The sequence below is a fragment of the Gillisia mitskevichiae genome (assembly GCF_003634585.1).
Taxonomy (GTDB): domain Bacteria; phylum Bacteroidota; class Bacteroidia; order Flavobacteriales; family Flavobacteriaceae; genus Gillisia; species Gillisia mitskevichiae.
This window is the reverse complement of the sequence record NZ_RBLG01000001.1, coordinates 952,758-971,221: the sequence shown is the minus strand read 5'-3', so window position 1 is coordinate 971,221 and position 18,464 is coordinate 952,758. Positions and strand designations below refer to the sequence as shown.

14 protein-coding genes are annotated in these 18,464 nt (G+C 35.1%); 6 read left to right on the top strand and 8 right to left on the bottom strand.

From position 1 onward, the window contains the following. Positions 1-3: 3 nt before the first annotated feature. The 5 genes from BC962_RS04370 to BC962_RS04350 form a co-directional block, all read right to left on the bottom strand. Positions 4-2,487: a TonB-dependent receptor gene (locus tag BC962_RS04370; protein WP_121344661.1), complete on the bottom strand. Its 2,484-nt coding sequence runs from the start codon at positions 2,485-2,487 to the stop codon at positions 4-6. Positions 2,488-2,613: 126 nt separating this feature from the next. After that, positions 2,614-4,050 carry a hypothetical protein gene (locus BC962_RS04365; protein WP_121344660.1) on the bottom strand — a complete coding sequence of 479 codons (1,437 nt, stop codon included), beginning with the start codon at positions 4,048-4,050 and terminating at the stop codon, positions 2,614-2,616. Next, entirely contained in the window at positions 4,047-4,979 is a 933-nt protein-coding gene (locus BC962_RS04360; protein ID WP_121344659.1) for an alpha/beta fold hydrolase, read from the bottom strand. The genes BC962_RS04365 and BC962_RS04360 overlap by 4 nt, the downstream gene beginning before the upstream one ends. Further along, positions 4,957-6,483: a class I adenylate-forming enzyme family protein gene (locus BC962_RS04355; protein ID WP_121344658.1), complete on the bottom strand. Its 1,527-nt coding sequence runs from the start codon at positions 6,481-6,483 to the stop codon at positions 4,957-4,959. The genes BC962_RS04360 and BC962_RS04355 overlap by 23 nt, the downstream gene beginning before the upstream one ends. Beyond that, positions 6,480-7,964: a sodium/pantothenate symporter gene (locus BC962_RS04350; protein WP_121344657.1), complete on the bottom strand. Its 1,485-nt coding sequence runs from the start codon at positions 7,962-7,964 to the stop codon at positions 6,480-6,482. Before BC962_RS04350 ends, BC962_RS04355 begins: the two co-directional genes overlap by 4 nt. A gap of 233 nt (positions 7,965-8,197) precedes the next feature. Here BC962_RS04350 and BC962_RS04345 point away from each other — a divergent pair, with 233 nt between their 5' ends. Beyond that, entirely contained in the window at positions 8,198-9,190 is a 993-nt protein-coding gene (locus tag BC962_RS04345; RefSeq protein WP_121344656.1) for a N(4)-(beta-N-acetylglucosaminyl)-L-asparaginase, read from the top strand. A gap of 467 nt (positions 9,191-9,657) precedes the next feature. Beyond that, positions 9,658-12,489: a DNA polymerase I gene (gene polA, locus BC962_RS04340; protein ID WP_121344655.1), complete on the top strand. Its 2,832-nt coding sequence runs from the start codon at positions 9,658-9,660 to the stop codon at positions 12,487-12,489. Positions 12,490-12,657: 168 nt separating this feature from the next. Here polA and BC962_RS04335 read toward each other — a convergent pair whose 3' ends face one another. Further along, positions 12,658-13,221, bottom strand: a complete 564-nt coding sequence (locus BC962_RS04335; RefSeq protein ID WP_121344654.1) for a DUF5004 domain-containing protein — start codon at positions 13,219-13,221, stop codon at positions 12,658-12,660. A gap of 381 nt (positions 13,222-13,602) precedes the next feature. On the opposite strand from BC962_RS04335, the gene rplM reads away from it, so the two are divergent. From rplM to tsf, 4 genes are all read left to right on the top strand, one after another. Beyond that, positions 13,603-14,058 carry a 50S ribosomal protein L13 gene (gene rplM, locus BC962_RS04330; RefSeq protein WP_121344653.1) on the top strand — a complete coding sequence of 152 codons (456 nt, stop codon included), beginning with the start codon at positions 13,603-13,605 and terminating at the stop codon, positions 14,056-14,058. Further along, positions 14,058-14,444, top strand: coding sequence for a 30S ribosomal protein S9 (gene rpsI, locus BC962_RS04325; protein ID WP_121344652.1), 387 nt, complete (start codon positions 14,058-14,060; stop codon positions 14,442-14,444). The genes rplM and rpsI overlap by 1 nt, the downstream gene beginning before the upstream one ends. A 159-nt stretch (positions 14,445-14,603) precedes the next feature. Then, complete coding sequence (gene rpsB / locus BC962_RS04320) at positions 14,604-15,506, top strand: 30S ribosomal protein S2 (protein ID WP_121344651.1); 903 nt, start codon at positions 14,604-14,606, stop codon at positions 15,504-15,506. A 93-nt stretch (positions 15,507-15,599) separates the two neighbouring features. After that, positions 15,600-16,424: a translation elongation factor Ts gene (tsf, locus tag BC962_RS04315; RefSeq protein WP_121344650.1), complete on the top strand. Its 825-nt coding sequence runs from the start codon at positions 15,600-15,602 to the stop codon at positions 16,422-16,424. Positions 16,425-16,489: 65 nt separating this feature from the next. Here the strand turns inward: tsf and BC962_RS04310 are convergent, their stop codons facing one another. Together BC962_RS04310 and hemW are read right to left on the bottom strand one after the other, a co-directional pair. Next, positions 16,490-17,236: a cyclase family protein gene (locus tag BC962_RS04310; protein ID WP_121344649.1), complete on the bottom strand. Its 747-nt coding sequence runs from the start codon at positions 17,234-17,236 to the stop codon at positions 16,490-16,492. A gap of 35 nt (positions 17,237-17,271) precedes the next feature. Continuing rightward, entirely contained in the window at positions 17,272-18,399 is a 1,128-nt protein-coding gene (hemW, locus tag BC962_RS04305) for a radical SAM family heme chaperone HemW (protein ID WP_121344648.1), read from the bottom strand. Between the last annotated feature and the right edge of the window lie 65 nt (positions 18,400-18,464).

The window sequence follows — 18,464 nt, the reverse complement described above, 5'->3', positions numbered from 1 at the left end:
TTCTTACTTACGTAAAGCTTCGATTGGTAAATGATATTTTAATTCTACTTGGAACAATCTTCCTATTGTTGGGGAAGCCACAAATTCTCTAACTTCAGATCCAAATAGATTGGTAATGCTTGCACCTATGGCAAGATTTTCGGTAATATGGTAACCTACATTTAGATCTACATTCACGAAATCCCCTAATGGACCGTAATTCCAAGTTCTTCCATTTCTCGCATTTTCTAAAATGTCATTTGTTCCATCTCCATTTAGATCTTGAGTTTCTGCAGCGATATTAATTCCGGAGAAAAAGTCATATTGTTCTACATATCTACCATATACAGACCCATAAAACTTATCTGAAGAATAGAAATATCCTAATCCCATTTTATTTTTAGGTGTATTTATTGGTAGATCGGTCTTGGTAACCACGCCATCTTTATTAGCATCATTCGCAAGATCATCTTCATCTAAATTAAAATCGAAATAAGAATAATTGAATGACAATCTATGATTATCGTTGATATAATAGTTCAACCCAAGATCGGCTCCATAAGTATCTACAGACCCAAAATTTAAATATGTTAACACAAAAGCTCCAGTAGAACCCGATATTACATCTCCTATTGGAGTACTTCCTCTTGTAGCAACAGGAGAAGTGGCTGATATATTGATAAGCGGACTTAAGAAATCTTCAGATTGATTATAATAAGCATTAACATCTAAGAATAGTTTGTCTCCTGCGATCTTTCCTTTATACCCAATTTCATAAGAACTAATTGTCTCTACTTTTAATGGCGCTATTACTGTTCCATTTTCCAAGGTAAATCCATCTCCATTACCTAAAACAAGTCCTCCAAAAAGATTTCCGCTTAAGTTAAGAATTGAAGGAGCTGCAATTCCTTTTCCATAAGTTGCTCTAAAACTTCCAAAATCAAAGTTCTTAACGATAGCAGCTTTCGGAATAAAATTCCCTCCATATAATTCATGATCATCATATCTTCCAACAAATAAAAGATCTACACCTGCATCATCAAAAGAATATTCCAGTTGCCCATATATTCCTGTTTGATCTATCACAATTGGCCCATCGGCATCTAATAAATAGGTGTTATTAGAATCGGCTCTATCTTGTTGATACTGCGCACCAATCACATAAGAAAAAGCACCAAGGTCATTGTTGTATTGAGCTTCTGCATTAAACCTTCTCGATGCATCTTCAAAAACACTACCTCTAGGTAAACTTACTCCACCATCAGGTATTCCCTCTATTGGAAACCACTGCTCGGTAAATGAACGTTGTAAAGCTTCTTGTTCAGTAAAACCATTGTTTATAAAGGACACATAGTTCTGAGTTCTCTGGTTTATAGCATAAGTCTCTTCTGTCTTGCTCCAAGTATGGTATAAGTTGGCATAAAAATGAGGTGATACCAGTTTTGCCTGAATATAATCTATGGACCAGTCTTTAATTTGATTCCTTCCTGCATTGGTAACTCCTAAATTGCTATTATTACTGTGTCCATATGAAGTAATAATATCTGTTTTATCTGAAAGTCCATAATAAACAGCACCTCCATATTTGGTTGTAGAAAAGTCTTTATCCAATTCTAATTCTGGATACGCCGTTGTACCTACATAAACAGAATCTACATAATCGAATTCTTCCCCTTGTGTATGTTCTCCCCAAACCTTAAAAGATAACTTATCATTCACCTTCATAGCATGTCTTAATCTGGCACTAAATACACTTTGATTTCCTGCGGAAACAGCTACATCTGTTCCTTCAGAAGTTCTAGGGTCTTTTGTTAAAGTGGCAACCAAGCCATTATGAGCATTTGGCCCATATAATGCTGCGTTAGGACCAAGAATGATCTCAACTCTCTCTATATCATCCTTTGTTATTGTTGTAAAAGATCCAAAAGGCAAGCCAGTGGCCACAAGAGAAGATATTCTAGCATCTTCTATTTGTAGGTTTTTTGAGTTAAAGGCAGAGTTAAATCCACGAATATTAATTCCCGTACCCTGTACCCCACTTCTTACATAATCCACCCCTTTTTGTCTAGAAGCTAATTCCCCTACGCTTCCTGCATAGTTAGAAATTTCTTCTGCTCCAATAATGGCAATTGTTGCCGGAGCTCTTGTAACTTTTTGTGGTCTTCTATTAGCAGAAAGCACTACCTCATCCATTACCGAAGAAGACATCTCTAAAATAAAATTTTGGGTAATTGCAGCACCATCGGTTACTACAACTTCTGTAGACATAGATTTATAACCAATAAAAAATACGTCTATCATATATTTTTCTGGTTTAAGATCTTTAAGACTGTATTTTCCGCTTTCATTAGCCGATACCCCAGTATTTGTTCCCCTAATTACAACACTTGCTCCCTCTAGAGGTTCTTGAGTAGTTGCATCTAACACAGTTCCACTAATACTACCCGTTTGGGCTAATGAAGCAAGGCTGAAAAATATGCTTAAAAGCATCATTATTTTAATCTTCATAAGTTGATTGTTTAATTATTTTAAGACCAAATTAACAAGTAGAGCAGCTTTTGGATCTTTCAAAATGTTTTAGATAAGTGCGACCAAGAAGAAAGTATAAGTAAAAACTCCAATAAACCAGATTAATTAGGAGCTTATAAGCTGATTTTTAAGGTGCGACTTAATCTGAGAAAATATTTCTGGTAGTGTAAATGACAACTTATCTATAAATGCGAAAAGATCTCCTTTCCCTTTATTGGTAAACTTAAAACTGGAAGTTGTATCTAAAAGATCTTCCATTAATTTTTCTTCGGAAATAGACCCATTCATATACATAGCAAGAAAATAATACCAATGAATTTTAGGTATAAAATCCTCTTTGGCCATTACCTCTGCTTCTCTTTCTAGCAAATCATATTTTTTAACCATTTTCACCACTTCCACATGCTTTTCTATTATTGTAAGAAGCATTAGGTAATTAGAAAAGAAATGTCTCCATCTGTGTTCAAAGACATGTTGCTTATTATTAAAGAGAAAGTTTTCAGCAAAGGTTTCAGCTATTTTTAAACGCTTATTTCTAATGAGCGTACGAATGTAGTGCGTGGCGAAACCTAATTTTTGATGATTGTTATTAGACTTTTTAAACAGTGCGTAATTCTCTGTGAGAATGTTTAAAGCTTGTTTATTCTTATCCCGCTTCAATAGAATTGCGATGAGGTTATTTAAATAGAACAACTTATCGCTGTTTTCTTGTTTTACAGAAAGATGGGCGTAATATTCTGCTTTTTCAGCATCATTTAAATTGGAGTGCAGGATAACCCTATTGGCATAATAGTTAAAAAGCACTCTTTTAGAATACATCTTACCATCGCTGAAACATTCATCTACATAATCGAATACCTTCATCGCTTTTTGATACTCTTTATAATTAAAATAGAGGAATACCAGCCTTATAAAGGCATTGTATTTATTTTTACCATCCAGCTCTTCACTATATAAATAAGAAAGCAATTGTTGCTCCCAATGCATGGTGTTTAAAGTACCGCTCGTGTATTCCTGCGTAAGATCTTTTGTTGCGTAAAAAAGCTGTTCTTTTACCTTTATAGATTCTTCATAGTGTTTTTTGTTCTCTTCAAGAAAACTCTCGGTAAACTTACAATCCTGATATCTAAACCGGATCAATAAATAATCTTGAAATTCTTTTAGCAGCTCGTAAAATTTCTGAAAATAAAAAGAGGTATTGTTGTAAGTGGAAATATGACTAAGGAGCTCTTGCTCTTCCTTTGGAGTAATGGTATCGGTAATTATCTGCTTTTCTGTAAACGATAAATATTCTAAATGCGCATCTACATCTACAGTTCCCAATTTGGTGTTAATCCACTTTTTGATGTAAGCATATTTCCTTTTATCGATGTCTTCATCAAAGCTTTCAAGGGTCTCTATTCTAACAGCATTTTTACATACTTTTTTTAGTATAGATTCCTTTTCCTCATCCCTTATTTTATTCTCTTTTAGGAGAAAGGAAGCCTCGTGGGGAAGAATTCCTTCAGCAAAATCATTAAAAATTTTTAGTTTAGATTTCATTCCTGTTTCATAAAATCTTCAATTTCACGATTTACCTCAGCGGCTTTTTCAAAATTCACAAAATGACCTGCTTTTTCGATGATCTTTACTTCCAATTGTGGCAATTGTTCTTTTGCGGTTTTACTCAAAAAAAGCAGATCCTGAGTTGGATGAAAATACCTATTCGGGATTAAAGCATCCTCATTTCCAAATATCATTAAAACAGGCATTTTTATTTTATTTAGGTCTTGCAGTACTGGTTCGTCCAACATGGCTGCAATATTATTCACAATAATTATAGAGTGCTCTTTAAAATCACTCGCATCTTTCATTGCGATCCTATCCCTAACCATGAACTCTGCATTGGCAGGAAATTCATAAAAATTCATTTTGAAATTATTCCTAATTTGCTCTTCAGTAGCATTCTGAACCATTTCTGCTGTATAAGAAGATTTTAGAATGCCTGCCTCCTGTGGAGTAAAGATTTCAATACCTGCAGGAGCAATTAGGATGAGTTTTTCAAAATTCTCGGGATGCTTCAAAACGGTATGAAGCGAAACCTGCCCTCCCATGGAATGACCAACTAAGCTGACATTTTTAAGTTCCTTTTGCTGAATGAATTCATTAATAAAACAAGCATAATCTGCCATTGAATAATGATTGGAATTCTTACTTGATTTTCCATAACCCGGAAGATCTATTGCTATACTTGTATAATTCTCCTTAAGTTTAGCTATGTTTTTACTCCATGCCTCCATATTGCTGGAAAGTCCGTGAATAAATAACAACACCTTATCCCCAGAGCCTTCTTCCCTATAGGCTATCTCTTCTGAATTTATTTGGATCTTCTTCACTGCAGTATCGTAATTTAGGGTTTCACTAATTGTAGTTTGGGCGGGGATGCTTAAGCTGAATAAGAACAATAAACTAAACAACATTTTTTTTATCATGATCTAGAATTTTATATAGTGCTTTAAGTTTTTCTCTATCTATCTTTCCTATGCCAGATTTGGGTAAAGAATCAAGGCAAATAATATCTTTTGGAACTTTATAAGGCGCGAGGTATTTTTTTAAGTGATTTAGAATATCTGTAACATCAAGATTGTCATTTTTCAATACAATAAAAGCCACTCCCATCTCGCCCCAGTTATCATTTTCAATTCCCACAACTGCTGCTTCCCGAACCAGATCATACTTATATAAAATATGTTCGATCTCAGATGGATGAATATTCTCTCCTCCAGAAATATAAAGTTGATTTTTTCTTCCTAGAACATACATAAAACCATCCTCATCATATTTCGCCATATCTCCAGTATATAACCATTCCTCCCTTATTTTATTAAACGAATAACCGGAATTGTTCCAATACCCAGGAGTTACAATATTACCTCTCAAACATATCTCTCCTGTTTCATGAATTCCCACCTCTTGATTTTCTGAATTGACTATTTTCATGTCTACATAGAAATTAGGTTTTCCAATAGAACCCTTTTTCCATATTGCATCATGGTAATGAAGCGAAGTAATACAAGGGCCAGCTTCGGTTAATCCATAACCTTGGCTAAGCAAGATCCCTTTTTCTGCCCAAGCTTCGATAAGTGGAATTGAAAGCGGTTCCCCTCCTACTACCATATATTTCAATTTGTTCGGAATGAAATCTAAAAACGCCTTGTTCTTAGCCATCATTCTAAGCATAGTAGGAACGGCCAAAAACAAAGAAATAGGTTCGCTTTCCAGATAATTTAATACCTTTTTCGGTTTGAATCTTTTTAGAAAATCTACTCTCGCCCCGCGATGTAACATGGGCAGCAATAAAACATTCCATCCCGAAGTATGAAATGGTGGCAACACATTTAAAGTACGATCTAAGGAAGTTAACTCCAGTTGCATGGAGGTGTTAAGACTATTCCAGAACATCATCCGGTTAGTATATATCACTCCTTTTGGTTTGCCTGTAGTTCCTGAGGTATAAAAAATGAATATTGGTTGATCTACTTCTATGGTGAAATTACTGTTTTCCAGATCTAAAGCTTGCTTATCTGCTTGAATAAAAAACGAATCAAACTTTACTATTGTGGTTGGGATTTTAGTTTTAGAAACTGAATTCAGCACATTAAATTGCTTGAGCTCTGCCAGGATCAATGATGGATTTACGTCTTTTATATAATGTAATAACTCATATTCTGTAGCTCGAAAATTTAAAGGTACCAGTATCAAACCTAATCGCTGAGCAGCAATAAATAGCATTAAATATTCAGGAGAATGTGCCGCGACAACCGCGATTCGATCTCCTTTTTTAAGCCTAAAATGATTTAGAAGATAAGAACCCACTTTTCGAGACTTATCGTCTAATTGCTTGTATGTAAGACTAAGACCTGTATCCAAAGACTTTACTGCCTTTTTATCTGGTTTATAAGATGACCATTTTGAGATCCAGTCTAAATAATTCATACTTGTTTTTTACTGAATAAATATATCGAATTACCAATTATAAAAGAAGCTACAATTGCTATCGCAGCTGAAACTCCGGGATTATTAACCGGCTCCTGCATATATGGTGTAAACCGACCGTAATAAATCGTGAAGTGTAGCACAACTGCAGAAACACTTGCAATGATCACCGCATTTTTACTCACTTTTTTAAAGTAGATCCCAAACAAAACCGGCACAAAGGCAGCAGCAAAATATGCATACACTCCATTTTGAGCAAAGATCGCTACACTAATGTCCGGGTTTAAAATCTGATCATAACTCAACCAAAAGCTAACTATTCCCAATGCTATAATCACAATCTTATTCAATGCAAATCCGCTAATTTTTTTTACTGAAGGAAACAAAGGAGTTATAAGATCGGTGCTTATAGTAGTGGAAAGGGACTGGATTAATCCTTCCAAGGTAGAAAGTCCTGCAGATATAAGTCCGGCAACTATTATAACTCCAACTCCGGCTGAAAAAGTTTTGACCACGTATGCAGAAACCAATTCATCCATTTTAAGAGGAACCCCTTCTAAAGTAAGATCTGGAAAAGTAATTCTTGCATAGAAGCCCACCATAACAACTAAAAAGAAGACCGTCATACAACCAATAGCAATAAATAAATATTTATTCACAGATTTAGCATCCCTTAAAAACAATGATTTTGTAATAATATGCGGTTGGCAAACAATTGCGATCCCTATAATAATTTGGCAGAAAATTATTTCGAAATAATCACGAAACAAAAAGCTCTTTTCATTGGTGGTTTGGGTAAGATTTGGGTCTATATTATCCAATATAGTGGCGAATCCATCTAGCCCTCCATTAAAATATTCAGCTCCAGAAAGTATCAAAATAATAGCTACTACAAACATGATAATGGCTTGAATAGAATTGGTGTAAACCATAGAATTTGCACCTCCAAACATCATATATCCAAACACAAAAACTATTAAAGCTAACAAGACATAAAAAGGTTCCAAATTTAAAGATTTGGAAATTATTTGCGTGAGACCAACACATATCAAAACTATAAAAGTGATGAGCAACAATGATAAAAAAGCAAAGAAAATGGTTAGGCCTTTGCTGTCGTACCTTTTACCTATCCACTGCGCCATGGTCAAGGCTTTTACAGTTGAACCGTATTTCTGAAAAGCTTTAGTGAAAAATATAAGAGAGCCAAAAATGGCAATTGGCATTACAAATCCAAAAGATATTAGGCCGGCAAATCCGTATAAGGCAATAAAGCCGGGATTTATTATAAAAGTAGCTGCACTGGTCATGGAAGCTGCAAGGGATAAGCCAACTGCCCAAGCCGGGAAGCCTTTGCTACCGAGTGCAAAATCATCTATATCCTTTGTTTTCCGCATTCCGCGAACAACAAAAAATATAATTACCAAAGAATAAACAATAAGGAGAAGAGTTACGTATAAAGACCAGGTTTCACTTGCAAACATAGAGGTATAGAGAATTATGAAAAGTGAAAATAATATTTATACTTGCAGGAAGAACTCATTTTAATTTAAATTAAAGTGCGACTTAAGTCCATTTTCGTTAAATATAGACCAAATTGACAATATATTAGGGAGTAACTAAGTTAGGACTTAAATATAGATAAACTAATTAGCAGATCACTGTTTTTAATTAAGACTAATTTTTAAATTTATACCACGATTAACTCAGATTCAATTTGAAAAGACGACATTTTATTACCAAATCCACCCTAAGCTATGTTGGCTTAAGTCTTCTTTCCAATCCGCTATCCGCATTTACCATAAACACCTTAAATTTTTCAGAAATGACACAGCATAAATCAGATATGTTTCCTCTCACTATTGCTACTTGGAATTTTCCAAACGCCAGTAAAAAAGCAGGGGAATTATTAGCTAATGGCGCCAATGCACTAGATGCAGTAGAACAGGGTGTAATGGTGGAAGAAGCAGATGTTAGAAATACTACGGTCGGAAAAGGCGGCGCACCAGACAGGGATGGAAATGTAACTTTGGATGCTTGCATTATGTCCCCAAGTGGGAATGCCGGTGCAGTGGTCTATTTAAAACATACATCTAAAGCAGCATCTGTGGCTAGAAAAGTGATGGAAGAAACTCCGCATGTAATGTTAGCCGGAGAAGGTGCCGATCTTTTTGCACTTCAGCAAGGATTTGAAAAGGAGGAGCTCTTTACGGAAAGCTCGAAAGAAGCTTATAAAAAATGGCTTGAGAAAAAAGAATACAAGCCAATCATCAACATAGAAAATCATGATACCATTGGGATGTTGTGCATAGATAAAAATGGAGATATTGCTGGTGCTTGTACCAGTTCGGGTTTATCTTATAAGATTAATGGTCGCGTTGGAGATTCCCCAATTATTGGATCCGGATTATTTTTAGATAATGAAGTTGGCGGTGCAGTAGCAACCGGAATGGGAGAAGCGATTATGAAAAGTGTTGGTAGTTTCTTGATCGTAGAATTAATGCGACAAGGAAAATCTCCACAAGAAGCTTGCGAAGAAGCCATAAACAGAATCATTAAGGCTAATCCTAATTATAAGGAATTTCAAGCTGCATTTATCGCTGTTAATAAGAAAGGAGAAATAGGCTCTCATTGTATACAAAAGGGCTTCAGTTATGTAAAGTATCAAGATGGGAAAAATGAAAATATTCCCAGCTCTTACAATTTTTAAACCATCACTGAGGGTTTTTTCCCGAAAAATGCCTTGGTCAATTATCCAGAAATAAGATTTTTTAATTCTTTTTCGTAGAATATGTGGTAAAATTTCCGAGATTCAGGATGGGTGTTTTTTCCATCGCCTATCCGCGGAAAATTTTAGTACGGTTTTTGGCCTTTTCGCCAAAAAATTCCTTGAAAAAGGCGTCGTTTTGTTTGCTTCGTTTATTTTGGACGAGCAAAATAAATGAAGGGCAGATAAAAAAATAATTTTCGAGTTAAATTTTCAATTCAACAAAACGTAAATTATTTACTTAAATTTTTTAAAGATATCCAGCAATTATTAGACTTTTTGTCATTTTTACTAAATTTCTGAAAAACCATTAAATGGAAGTGATTAACCAATAAATTTCAGTTTTAAAATTTCGAAACAGGTTATTAGGCAATAACTTTGTAGTTTTGAATTTCAATTAATCCTTACCCATGGCAGACCAAAAACGCTTATTTCTACTTGATGCTTACGCTTTAATATTTAGAGGCTATTACGCCTTTATAAAAAACCCACGAATCAATTCTAAAGGTTTGGACACTTCAGCAATTATGGGATTCACAAATTCCCTTTTTGATGTGATCCGTAGAGAGAGGCCAGATCATTTAGCAGTATGTTTTGATAAAGATGGAAGTCATGAAAGAACTGAATTATATTCAGATTATAAAGCAAACAGAGACGCTACGCCAGAACCTATAAAAATTTCTATCCCTTATATAAAGGATATTTTGCACGCCATGCATATTCCCGTGGTGGAATTACCAGGTTGCGAAGCAGATGATGTAATTGGAACTTTAGCAAAACAAGCAGAGAAAGAGGGTTATAAAACCTTTATGGTTACTCCAGATAAGGATTTCGCTCAGTTAGTTTCAGAAAACATCTTTATGTATCGCCCAGCGAGAATGGGTAATGGGATCGAAATTTTAGGCATTCCTGAAGTACAGAAAAAATTTGGAGTAGAACGCCCAGAGCAAGTGATAGATTTTCTTGGTATGATGGGAGATGCATCGGATAATATCCCTGGACTTCCCGGTGTAGGTGAAAAAACAGCAAAGAAATTTTTAGCTGAATTTGGAAGCATGGAAGAACTTTTAGCAAATACAGATAAGCTAAAAGGGAAAATGAAAGAGAAGATAGAAGCCAACAAAGACTTAGGAATACTTTCGAAAAGATTGGCAACAATTATTACCGATTGTGCGGTGACATTTCATGCTGAAAACTATGAATTGTCTCAGCCAGACGGGGATAAAGTTCAACTTTTATTTGAAGAATTGGAATTCCGAAGATTGAAAGATCAGTTTCTAAAATTATTTTCAGGAGAACAAACTGCGACTCCAACTCAGGTTTCGGGAACTCCAACCGCAAAAGCTCAAGCCAAGGATCCAACTGCGGGAGCTGGTCAATTTTCATTATTTGGTGGAGATGCTACTGTAATTGAAGAAACTTCTAGTAGAAAAGACTTGTCAACTTCTGGTCATGTCTATCAAAGTCTTACCAGCAATATGGCTATTGAGATGTTTCTGAAAAACTTATTAAAGCAAACCAGTGTTTGTTTTGATACTGAAACTACAAGTTTAAATCCCTTAGAAGCAAAATTGGTAGGGATCGCATTTTCCTGGGAAACTGGAAAAGGCTTTTATCTGCCCTTCCCGGAAGATGATGCTGAAGCGCAAGCGATCATTGAGAAATTACGTCCCTTTTTTGAAGCTGAAGGAATTGAGAAGATCGGTCAGAATTTAAAATATGATATTAAAGTATTAGCTAAATATAAGGTTGAGGTAAGAGGAAATTTATTCGATACTATGATCGCGCATTATCTTATAAATCCAGATATGCGACATAATATGGATGTGCTTGCGGAAACATACCTTAACTATACTCCGCAGTCTATCACAGAGCTTATTGGCAAAAAAGGAAAGAATCAGGGGAATATGAGAGATGTTCCTTTGGACAAGCAAACTGAATATGCAGTGGAAGATGCAGATATCACGCTTCAATTAAAACAACATTTTCAGCCAGAGTTAAAAGAAGCAGAAACCGAAAAACTTTTCAATGAAATAGAGATTCCACTGGTAAGAGTATTAGCAGATATGGAACTGGAAGGAATCAATTTAGATGAAGATTTCTTAAAATCGCTTTCTTCAGAATTAGAAAAAGATATAGCAACTCTAGAGAAGAAGATCTATGAAGAGGCTGGTGAAGAATTTAATATCGCATCTCCAAAGCAACTTGGGATCATTCTTTTTGAAAAATTAGAATTAGTTAAGAAACCAAAAAAGACAAAAACGGGTCAGTATTCCACAAGCGAAGATGTGCTTTCCTATTTGGCATCTGAACATGAGATCGTAAAAAGCGTACTGGAATATAGAGGTTTGGTGAAATTAAAAAACACCTATATAGATGCTTTACCAACACAAGTTGAAAAAACAACAGGGAGAGTACATACAGATTATATGCAGACGGTTGCTGCAACGGGAAGATTGAGTTCCAACAATCCAAATCTGCAAAACATCCCAATAAGAACTGAAAGAGGAAGACAAGTTAGAAAAGCATTTATTCCACGAGATGAAAATTACACCTTGCTAGCAGCAGATTATTCTCAAATAGAACTTCGAATCATAGCCGCTTTAAGCAAAGAGGATAATATGATAGAAGCATTTAAAAAGGGAGAAGACATTCATGCTTCTACAGCTGCCAGAGTTTTTAATGTGCCATTAGAAGAAGTTACCAGAGAACAACGTAGCAATGCAAAAACGGTGAATTTCGGGATCATCTATGGGGTTTCTGCATTTGGCCTGAGCAATCAGACAGATCTTTCCAGAGGAGAAGCTAAGGAACTTATAGAAACCTATTACGCAACATATCCTAAATTGAAAATTTACATGCAAGACCAGGTTGATTTTGCAAGAGACAATGGATATGTGCAAACCGTTCTAGGTAGACGTAGATATTTAAAGGATATTAATTCGCAAAATGCTGTAGTTCGAGGAGCCGCAGAGCGTAATGCTGTGAATGCTCCTATCCAAGGAAGCGCGGCAGATATTATTAAATTAGCGATGATCAATATTCACCGAAAATTAAAAGAAGGCGGTTTTAAAACCAAAATGCTTTTACAAGTACATGATGAATTGGTATTTGATGCCTACAAAGAGGAGTTACCTGTTATGAGAAAAATGATAAAGGAAGAAATGGAAAACGCTTTCATGATGGAAGTTCCTCTAGATGTAGATTTAGGAGAAGGTAAAGATTGGCTGGAAGCACACTAGTTAGCAGTTAGCAGTTAGCAGTTAGCAGTTAGCAGTTAGCAGTTAGCAGTTAGCAGTTAGCAGAAGTTAAATATTCTGAAGTAAAAGATAAAGAACACTACTTAAATTAAAATATAAAAAAAGCCGTTCAATCAAACTGAACGGCTTTTTCAACTTAAAACTAAATTTTTATATCCTCGTATATTCCAAAGCTAAAATTCTGATCTTAGAGGCAGAAGTATCTCCTGGATCTGTAACATATATATTTGATTCTGCTTTAGAAACACCAAAACCAAAAGTTGAAGTATTATAGTTAAGAGGCTTTCGTTGTGTGTAAATAGTACCATCTATACTTATATTGAGAATTAGATCTGCTTCTTCAATATCCCAAGTTCCAAAATCTACTCTATTTTTTATACATATAAACTCGGCATCACTTGTTCCTCCATTAAAATCTAGGTGTGCATTAACGGTAGAAAATGTTTTATCCTCATTAAATATTATCTTCATATCGTTAAAACATGAGGATTCGTTTAAAAGATTTTCATCTCCAGTACCATCTTGATTAAGATCTACCAAAGTATCTGCTTGCATAGTAGAGAGTTTCCACTCCCCAACAAGATCATCAGGATTAATAGATGCAGCAAAATTACTAGATTTGAATGAAGAGTTAGAATCGGCTCCATCTTCCTTACTACAGGAGATGATAAATATAACTATGGCAAAAAGAATACTAATTTTAAAAAATTTCATAATGTAGGTGTTTGATATTAGGGAATCTAAAAAGCAAAAATAGGTTTTTTCATAAGTTTTTTATGACAATATTAACATGAAAAATACCATTTATCGTTAATAGGGGTATTTCAGCGATATTGGTATCTGAGGATTATCTCATATTCCTATTTTCTTTTGCATTGATGACAACGTCTATCTAGAGAGTTAGCAGGCTTTGAATTAGGAGCCCAACTTAGTTTAAATCAAAGACATTGACAGCCAATGATTTCTGTTCTAATAAATTAATGAAGGTCTATTTGCATTCTGAATTTATAATTGTACATTTGCACCCCTGTTTTCCCGATAGATTTATCTAGGGGCAGGGAATGGAATGTTTAATAACAAGTAAAATTAATTAGTGTGGACACATTAAGCTACAAAACAGTATCGGCCAACAAGGCTACCGTGACCAAAGATTGGGTACACGTAGATGCTGATGGTCAGACTTTAGGTCGTCTTTCTTCAATAGTTGCAAAACTACTAAGAGGAAAATACAAACCTAACTTCACCCCACACGTTGATTGCGGTGATAACGTAATTGTTACCAATGCCGAGAAAATCAACTTAACAGGAAAGAAATGGGATTCTAAAGAATACATTCGCCATACTGGCTACCCTGGGGGACAACGCAGTCTAACTGCAACCGAATTATTCAATAAAGGACCGGAAAGGTTAATTGAAAATGCGGTAAAAGGAATGCTACCTAAGAACAAATTAGGTGCAGCTATATTCCGTAATTTAAAGGTATATGTAGGATCAGAACATGATCAATCTGCACAAAAGCCTAAAACTATCAACCTAAACGATCTTTTGTAATGGAAGTTATTCACAAAATTGGCCGTAGAAAAACGGCTGTTGCACGTGTATATGTTGGACAAGGAAAAGGCAACATTACAATTAACAAAAAGGATCTTAACGATTATTTCACTACAGGACCTTTAGTTTATAAGGTAATGCAACCTCTTAACATGACTGGGAACGAAGAAGCCTTCGATATCAAAGTTAATGTTTATGGTGGTGGTATCACTGGACAAGCTGAAGCTATCCGTCTTGCTATTTCTAGAGCGATGGTAGAATTAGACCCGGAAAACAGAGCTACTTTAAAGCCTGAAGGTTTAATGACCAGAGATCCAAGAATGGTAGAACGTAAGAAATTCGGACAGAAGAAAGCTAGAAAGAAATTCCAGTTCTCTAAACGTTAATATCGTTGGGCATCGTCCCGAAAGTTCATTTAAAAAATTAAAATTTTTGTTGTTGCTCCGATATCACACTAATCGTGTCGAAGTGTCGGAGGTTAGTTTAGCATCTAAACCACGCCTTAGCGGGGTTGCTATCTCAACAGAACGTAAACTATTACAAAAATGGCAAACAAAGTAGAAGTAAAAGAATTACTTGATGCAGGTGTACATTTTGGTCACCTTACAAGAAGATGGAACCCAAACATGGCCCCATATATCTATATGGAACGCAATGGGATTCACATCATAAACCTATATAAAAGTGCTGCTAAAATGCAGGAAGCTGGTGAAGCTCTTAATAAGATCGCTGCTAGTGGAAGAAAAATACTTTTTGTAGCTACAAAAAAACAAGCAAAAGAAATTGTTGCAGAACATGCAGCAAAAGCCAACATGCCATACATCACTGAAAGATGGCCTGGTGGAATGCTTACTAACTTTATCACTATCCGTAAGGCAGTTAAGAAAATGTCTTCTATTGATAGAATGAAAAAGGATGGTACTTTCAACACTCTTTCTAAGAAAGAACGTTTACAAGTAGACCGTTTAAGAGCTAAGTTAGAGAAGAATTTAGGTTCTATCTCAGACATGAGCCGTCTTCCTTCTGCTCTATTTGTTGTAGATATTACCCGTGAGCATATCGCGGTAAAAGAAGCTCAAAAATTAAACATTCCAATCTTTGCAATGGTTGATACAAATTCTGATCCTCGTGAAGTAGAATATGTGATTCCATCTAATGATGATGCTTCAAAATCTATTGACAAAGTTGTTTCTTACATGGCAGAATCTATTATTGCTGGTCTTTCTGAAAGAAAGTCTAACAAAGATGCTAAAGAAGATAACAAAGAAGAGAAAGCTGACAAAGCTCCTAAAGCTGCAAAAGCAAAAAAATCTGATGACAACGTAGAAGTTCCTTCTACAGATGCTGAAGATAAAAAAGCGATGAAAGAGGCTAAAGAAGATGTGAAATTAGAATCTAAAGAAGAAACACTTGAAAAAGCAAGTGATTCTACTGAAGAAAAAGAATAACATACCTTTTTAAGTAATATATAAGTCGTTTAGATCTTTCTTCAAACAAAGCTAAACGACTTATTTTTTAAAAACTAAAAAATTTTAAACATCATGGCAAATATAACAGCCGCAGAAGTAAATAAATTAAGAAAGTCTACCGGTGCCGGTATGATGGATTGTAAAAAAGCATTAGTAGAAGCTGATGGAGATTTTGAATTGGCAATCGAAGTATTGCGTAAACAAGGTCAAAAAGTTGCTGCAAAGCGTGCCGACAGAGATTCTTCTGAAGGAGCTGTAATTGCAAAAGTAAATGATGATGCTACTAAAGGTGTGATCGTTTCTTTAAACTGTGAGACAGATTTCGTTGCGAAAAATGATACGTATGTAGCAATGGCTACTCAAATTGCAGAAATTGCACTTTCTACTTCTTCTAAAGAAGAATTATTAGCTGCAGATTTCAACGGAATTTCTGTTCAGGATAAACTAACTGAGCAAACAGGAGTTATTGGTGAAAAAATTGAAATTGGTGACTACCGTACTATGGAAGCTCCTTTTGTAGGTTCTTACATTCATGCTGGTAACAAGATCGCTGTTTTAACAGGTCTTTCTAAAAATGTTGATGGAGCTGAAGAAGCTGCAAAAAACGTTTCTATGCAGGCTGCTGCTATGAATCCAGTTGCTTTAAATGAAGAAGGTGTGGATCAAACAATCATCGACAAAGAAATCGAGATTGCTAAAGACCAATTAAGACAAGAAGGAAAGCCTGAAGATATGTTAGATAACATCGCTAAAGGGAAGATCAAACGTTTCTTTAAGGATAACACTTTAGTGAATCAAGATTATATTAAAGATAACAAAATGAGTATCTCTGCTTACGTTAAGTCTGTAGACAGTGACCTTAAAGTTGTAGCTTTTGAAAGAGTTGCTTTAGGATAAAAAGCTTCTTTAAATCTATATAAAAACCCGTTTCAAGTTATTGAAACGGGTTTTTTATTTTGTAATTATTCTGTTTTATACAATATAGGTTTACTTGGTGACGCATCATTTTCGAAAGATGCTATCTGAAGATTTAAAATATAAATTCCATCTTCTATCTTACTAGCTACATAAATGAGCTCGGTAATAGTAGCATCAAATCTGGTGTTCTTAGGATGATCCCAAAACGCTTTATGCGCTAACAGCTTACCAGCATCCTTTTCCTTATCCACAGATGGCAAATCGATTAATAGATGCTTAATTCCGCATTCTCTAAGGTATCTAGCTGCTGCTTCTTCCAAATAAGGCCAATTGGTATGAGAATATTTTTTACTCCGCTTTTCAATATAATTAGGCAAAGTTCTTAAAACTACTGCTTCTACTTCATCTACTTTTAGCCAGCTTCTAATTTGATGTTCTGTAATCACCATATCTTCACCTATCTTCTCGGGTTCTATAGAGATTACTTTAGCAGTAAAAAAGAAGTTCTTTAAAGTTTCATTTACACTATGAAACTCTCTGGTAATATGGCCAACACATTCGGTATGCGTGCCATGCCCATGAGGATTAAACTGAATGTTATTGAAATTTGTAGAACTCCCAGAGGTGACTTTTCCAATAAAATCCCCGTCCACTACAGGTTGGATCTTGGGAGCATTTAGGTACCATGCCACCGGATTTTTTTCGTCACCTCTTAGAACAAGAGAAATATCCAAGGCTTTGGAGAGATCTATATTGTAGGTTTTGTTTTTATGTTTTATTTCTGCTTTCATGAAAATTCTCTAGTCTTAGAGCTATAATATGTTCACTAATTTAAAAAGAATAAATTACTGGCAATCCCATCACTTAAGAACTTTCCCTTTTTAGTAACTGTAATTACATCTTCTTTTTGTTGTAACAAGCCTAATTCAACTTCTTTAGAAGCCTCGTTTAATAAATGAGTTTTATACAAATTCCCAAAGCGTTCCTCCACTTCATTTATATCAATTCCCCACATGGTCCGCAGTCTGGTCATCACATATTCATTATACCTGTCTGTTATAGAAAGTTCTTCTTGCTCTAAAGGCAACTCCCCTTTTTCTATAGATTTTATGTAAAGTGTATTATTATTAATGTTCCATTTTCTGTTCTTCCCATCATAAGAATGTGCAGAAGGTCCAATTCCTAAATAAGGTTTTCCGAACCAATAGGCTGTATTATTTTCAGAGAAAAACCCTGGCTTTCCATAATTAGAAAATTCATAATGCGTAAAGCCTTGCTCCTTCAATCGTTTGGTTAGAATATCGAAATGTGCCCTTGCAGCCTCATCATCTACCGGTTTCACCTTTCCTTTTTCAATCATTTTTTTTAGAGCGGTATTAGGCTCTATTGTTAATGCATAGCATGAAAAATGTGGTAATCCAAGAGACAATGCGGTTTCAATATTGGTTTCCCATCGTTCATTGCTCATTCCGGGAATTCCGTAGATAAGATCTATAGAAATATTATCAAAATACTGCTTAGCCATCTGTATGCTTTCTAAAGCTTCTTTGGCATTGTGTGCACGATTCATCAATTGCAGATCCTCTTCAAAAAAAGATTGCACTCCAATACTCAATCTATTTATGCCGGCATTTTTAAAGATTTTAATATTCTCTAGCGTCAGATCATCGGGATTTGCTTCCAAAGTGATCTCTACATCTTTCCTCACTTCAAAATTATCATTTATAACATCAAAAATCCTCTTCAACTCTTCAGAAGAAAGCAAAGAAGGTGTTCCTCCGCCAAAGTAAATTGTATCAAGCAGTTTCCCTGGTAATTCATTTTTCCGAAGCCTTATTTCTTCGCATAACATATTCACCAATTCTCCCTTTTTCCTGATAGAAGTGGAAAAATGAAAATCACAGTAGTGACAAGCCTGTTTGCAAAAGGGGATATGAATATATAATGAAGACATAGTTTCAGTTAACAGTAATCAATTAGCAATAATCAATTTTTGATTCTTGTTGTGATCAGTAGAAG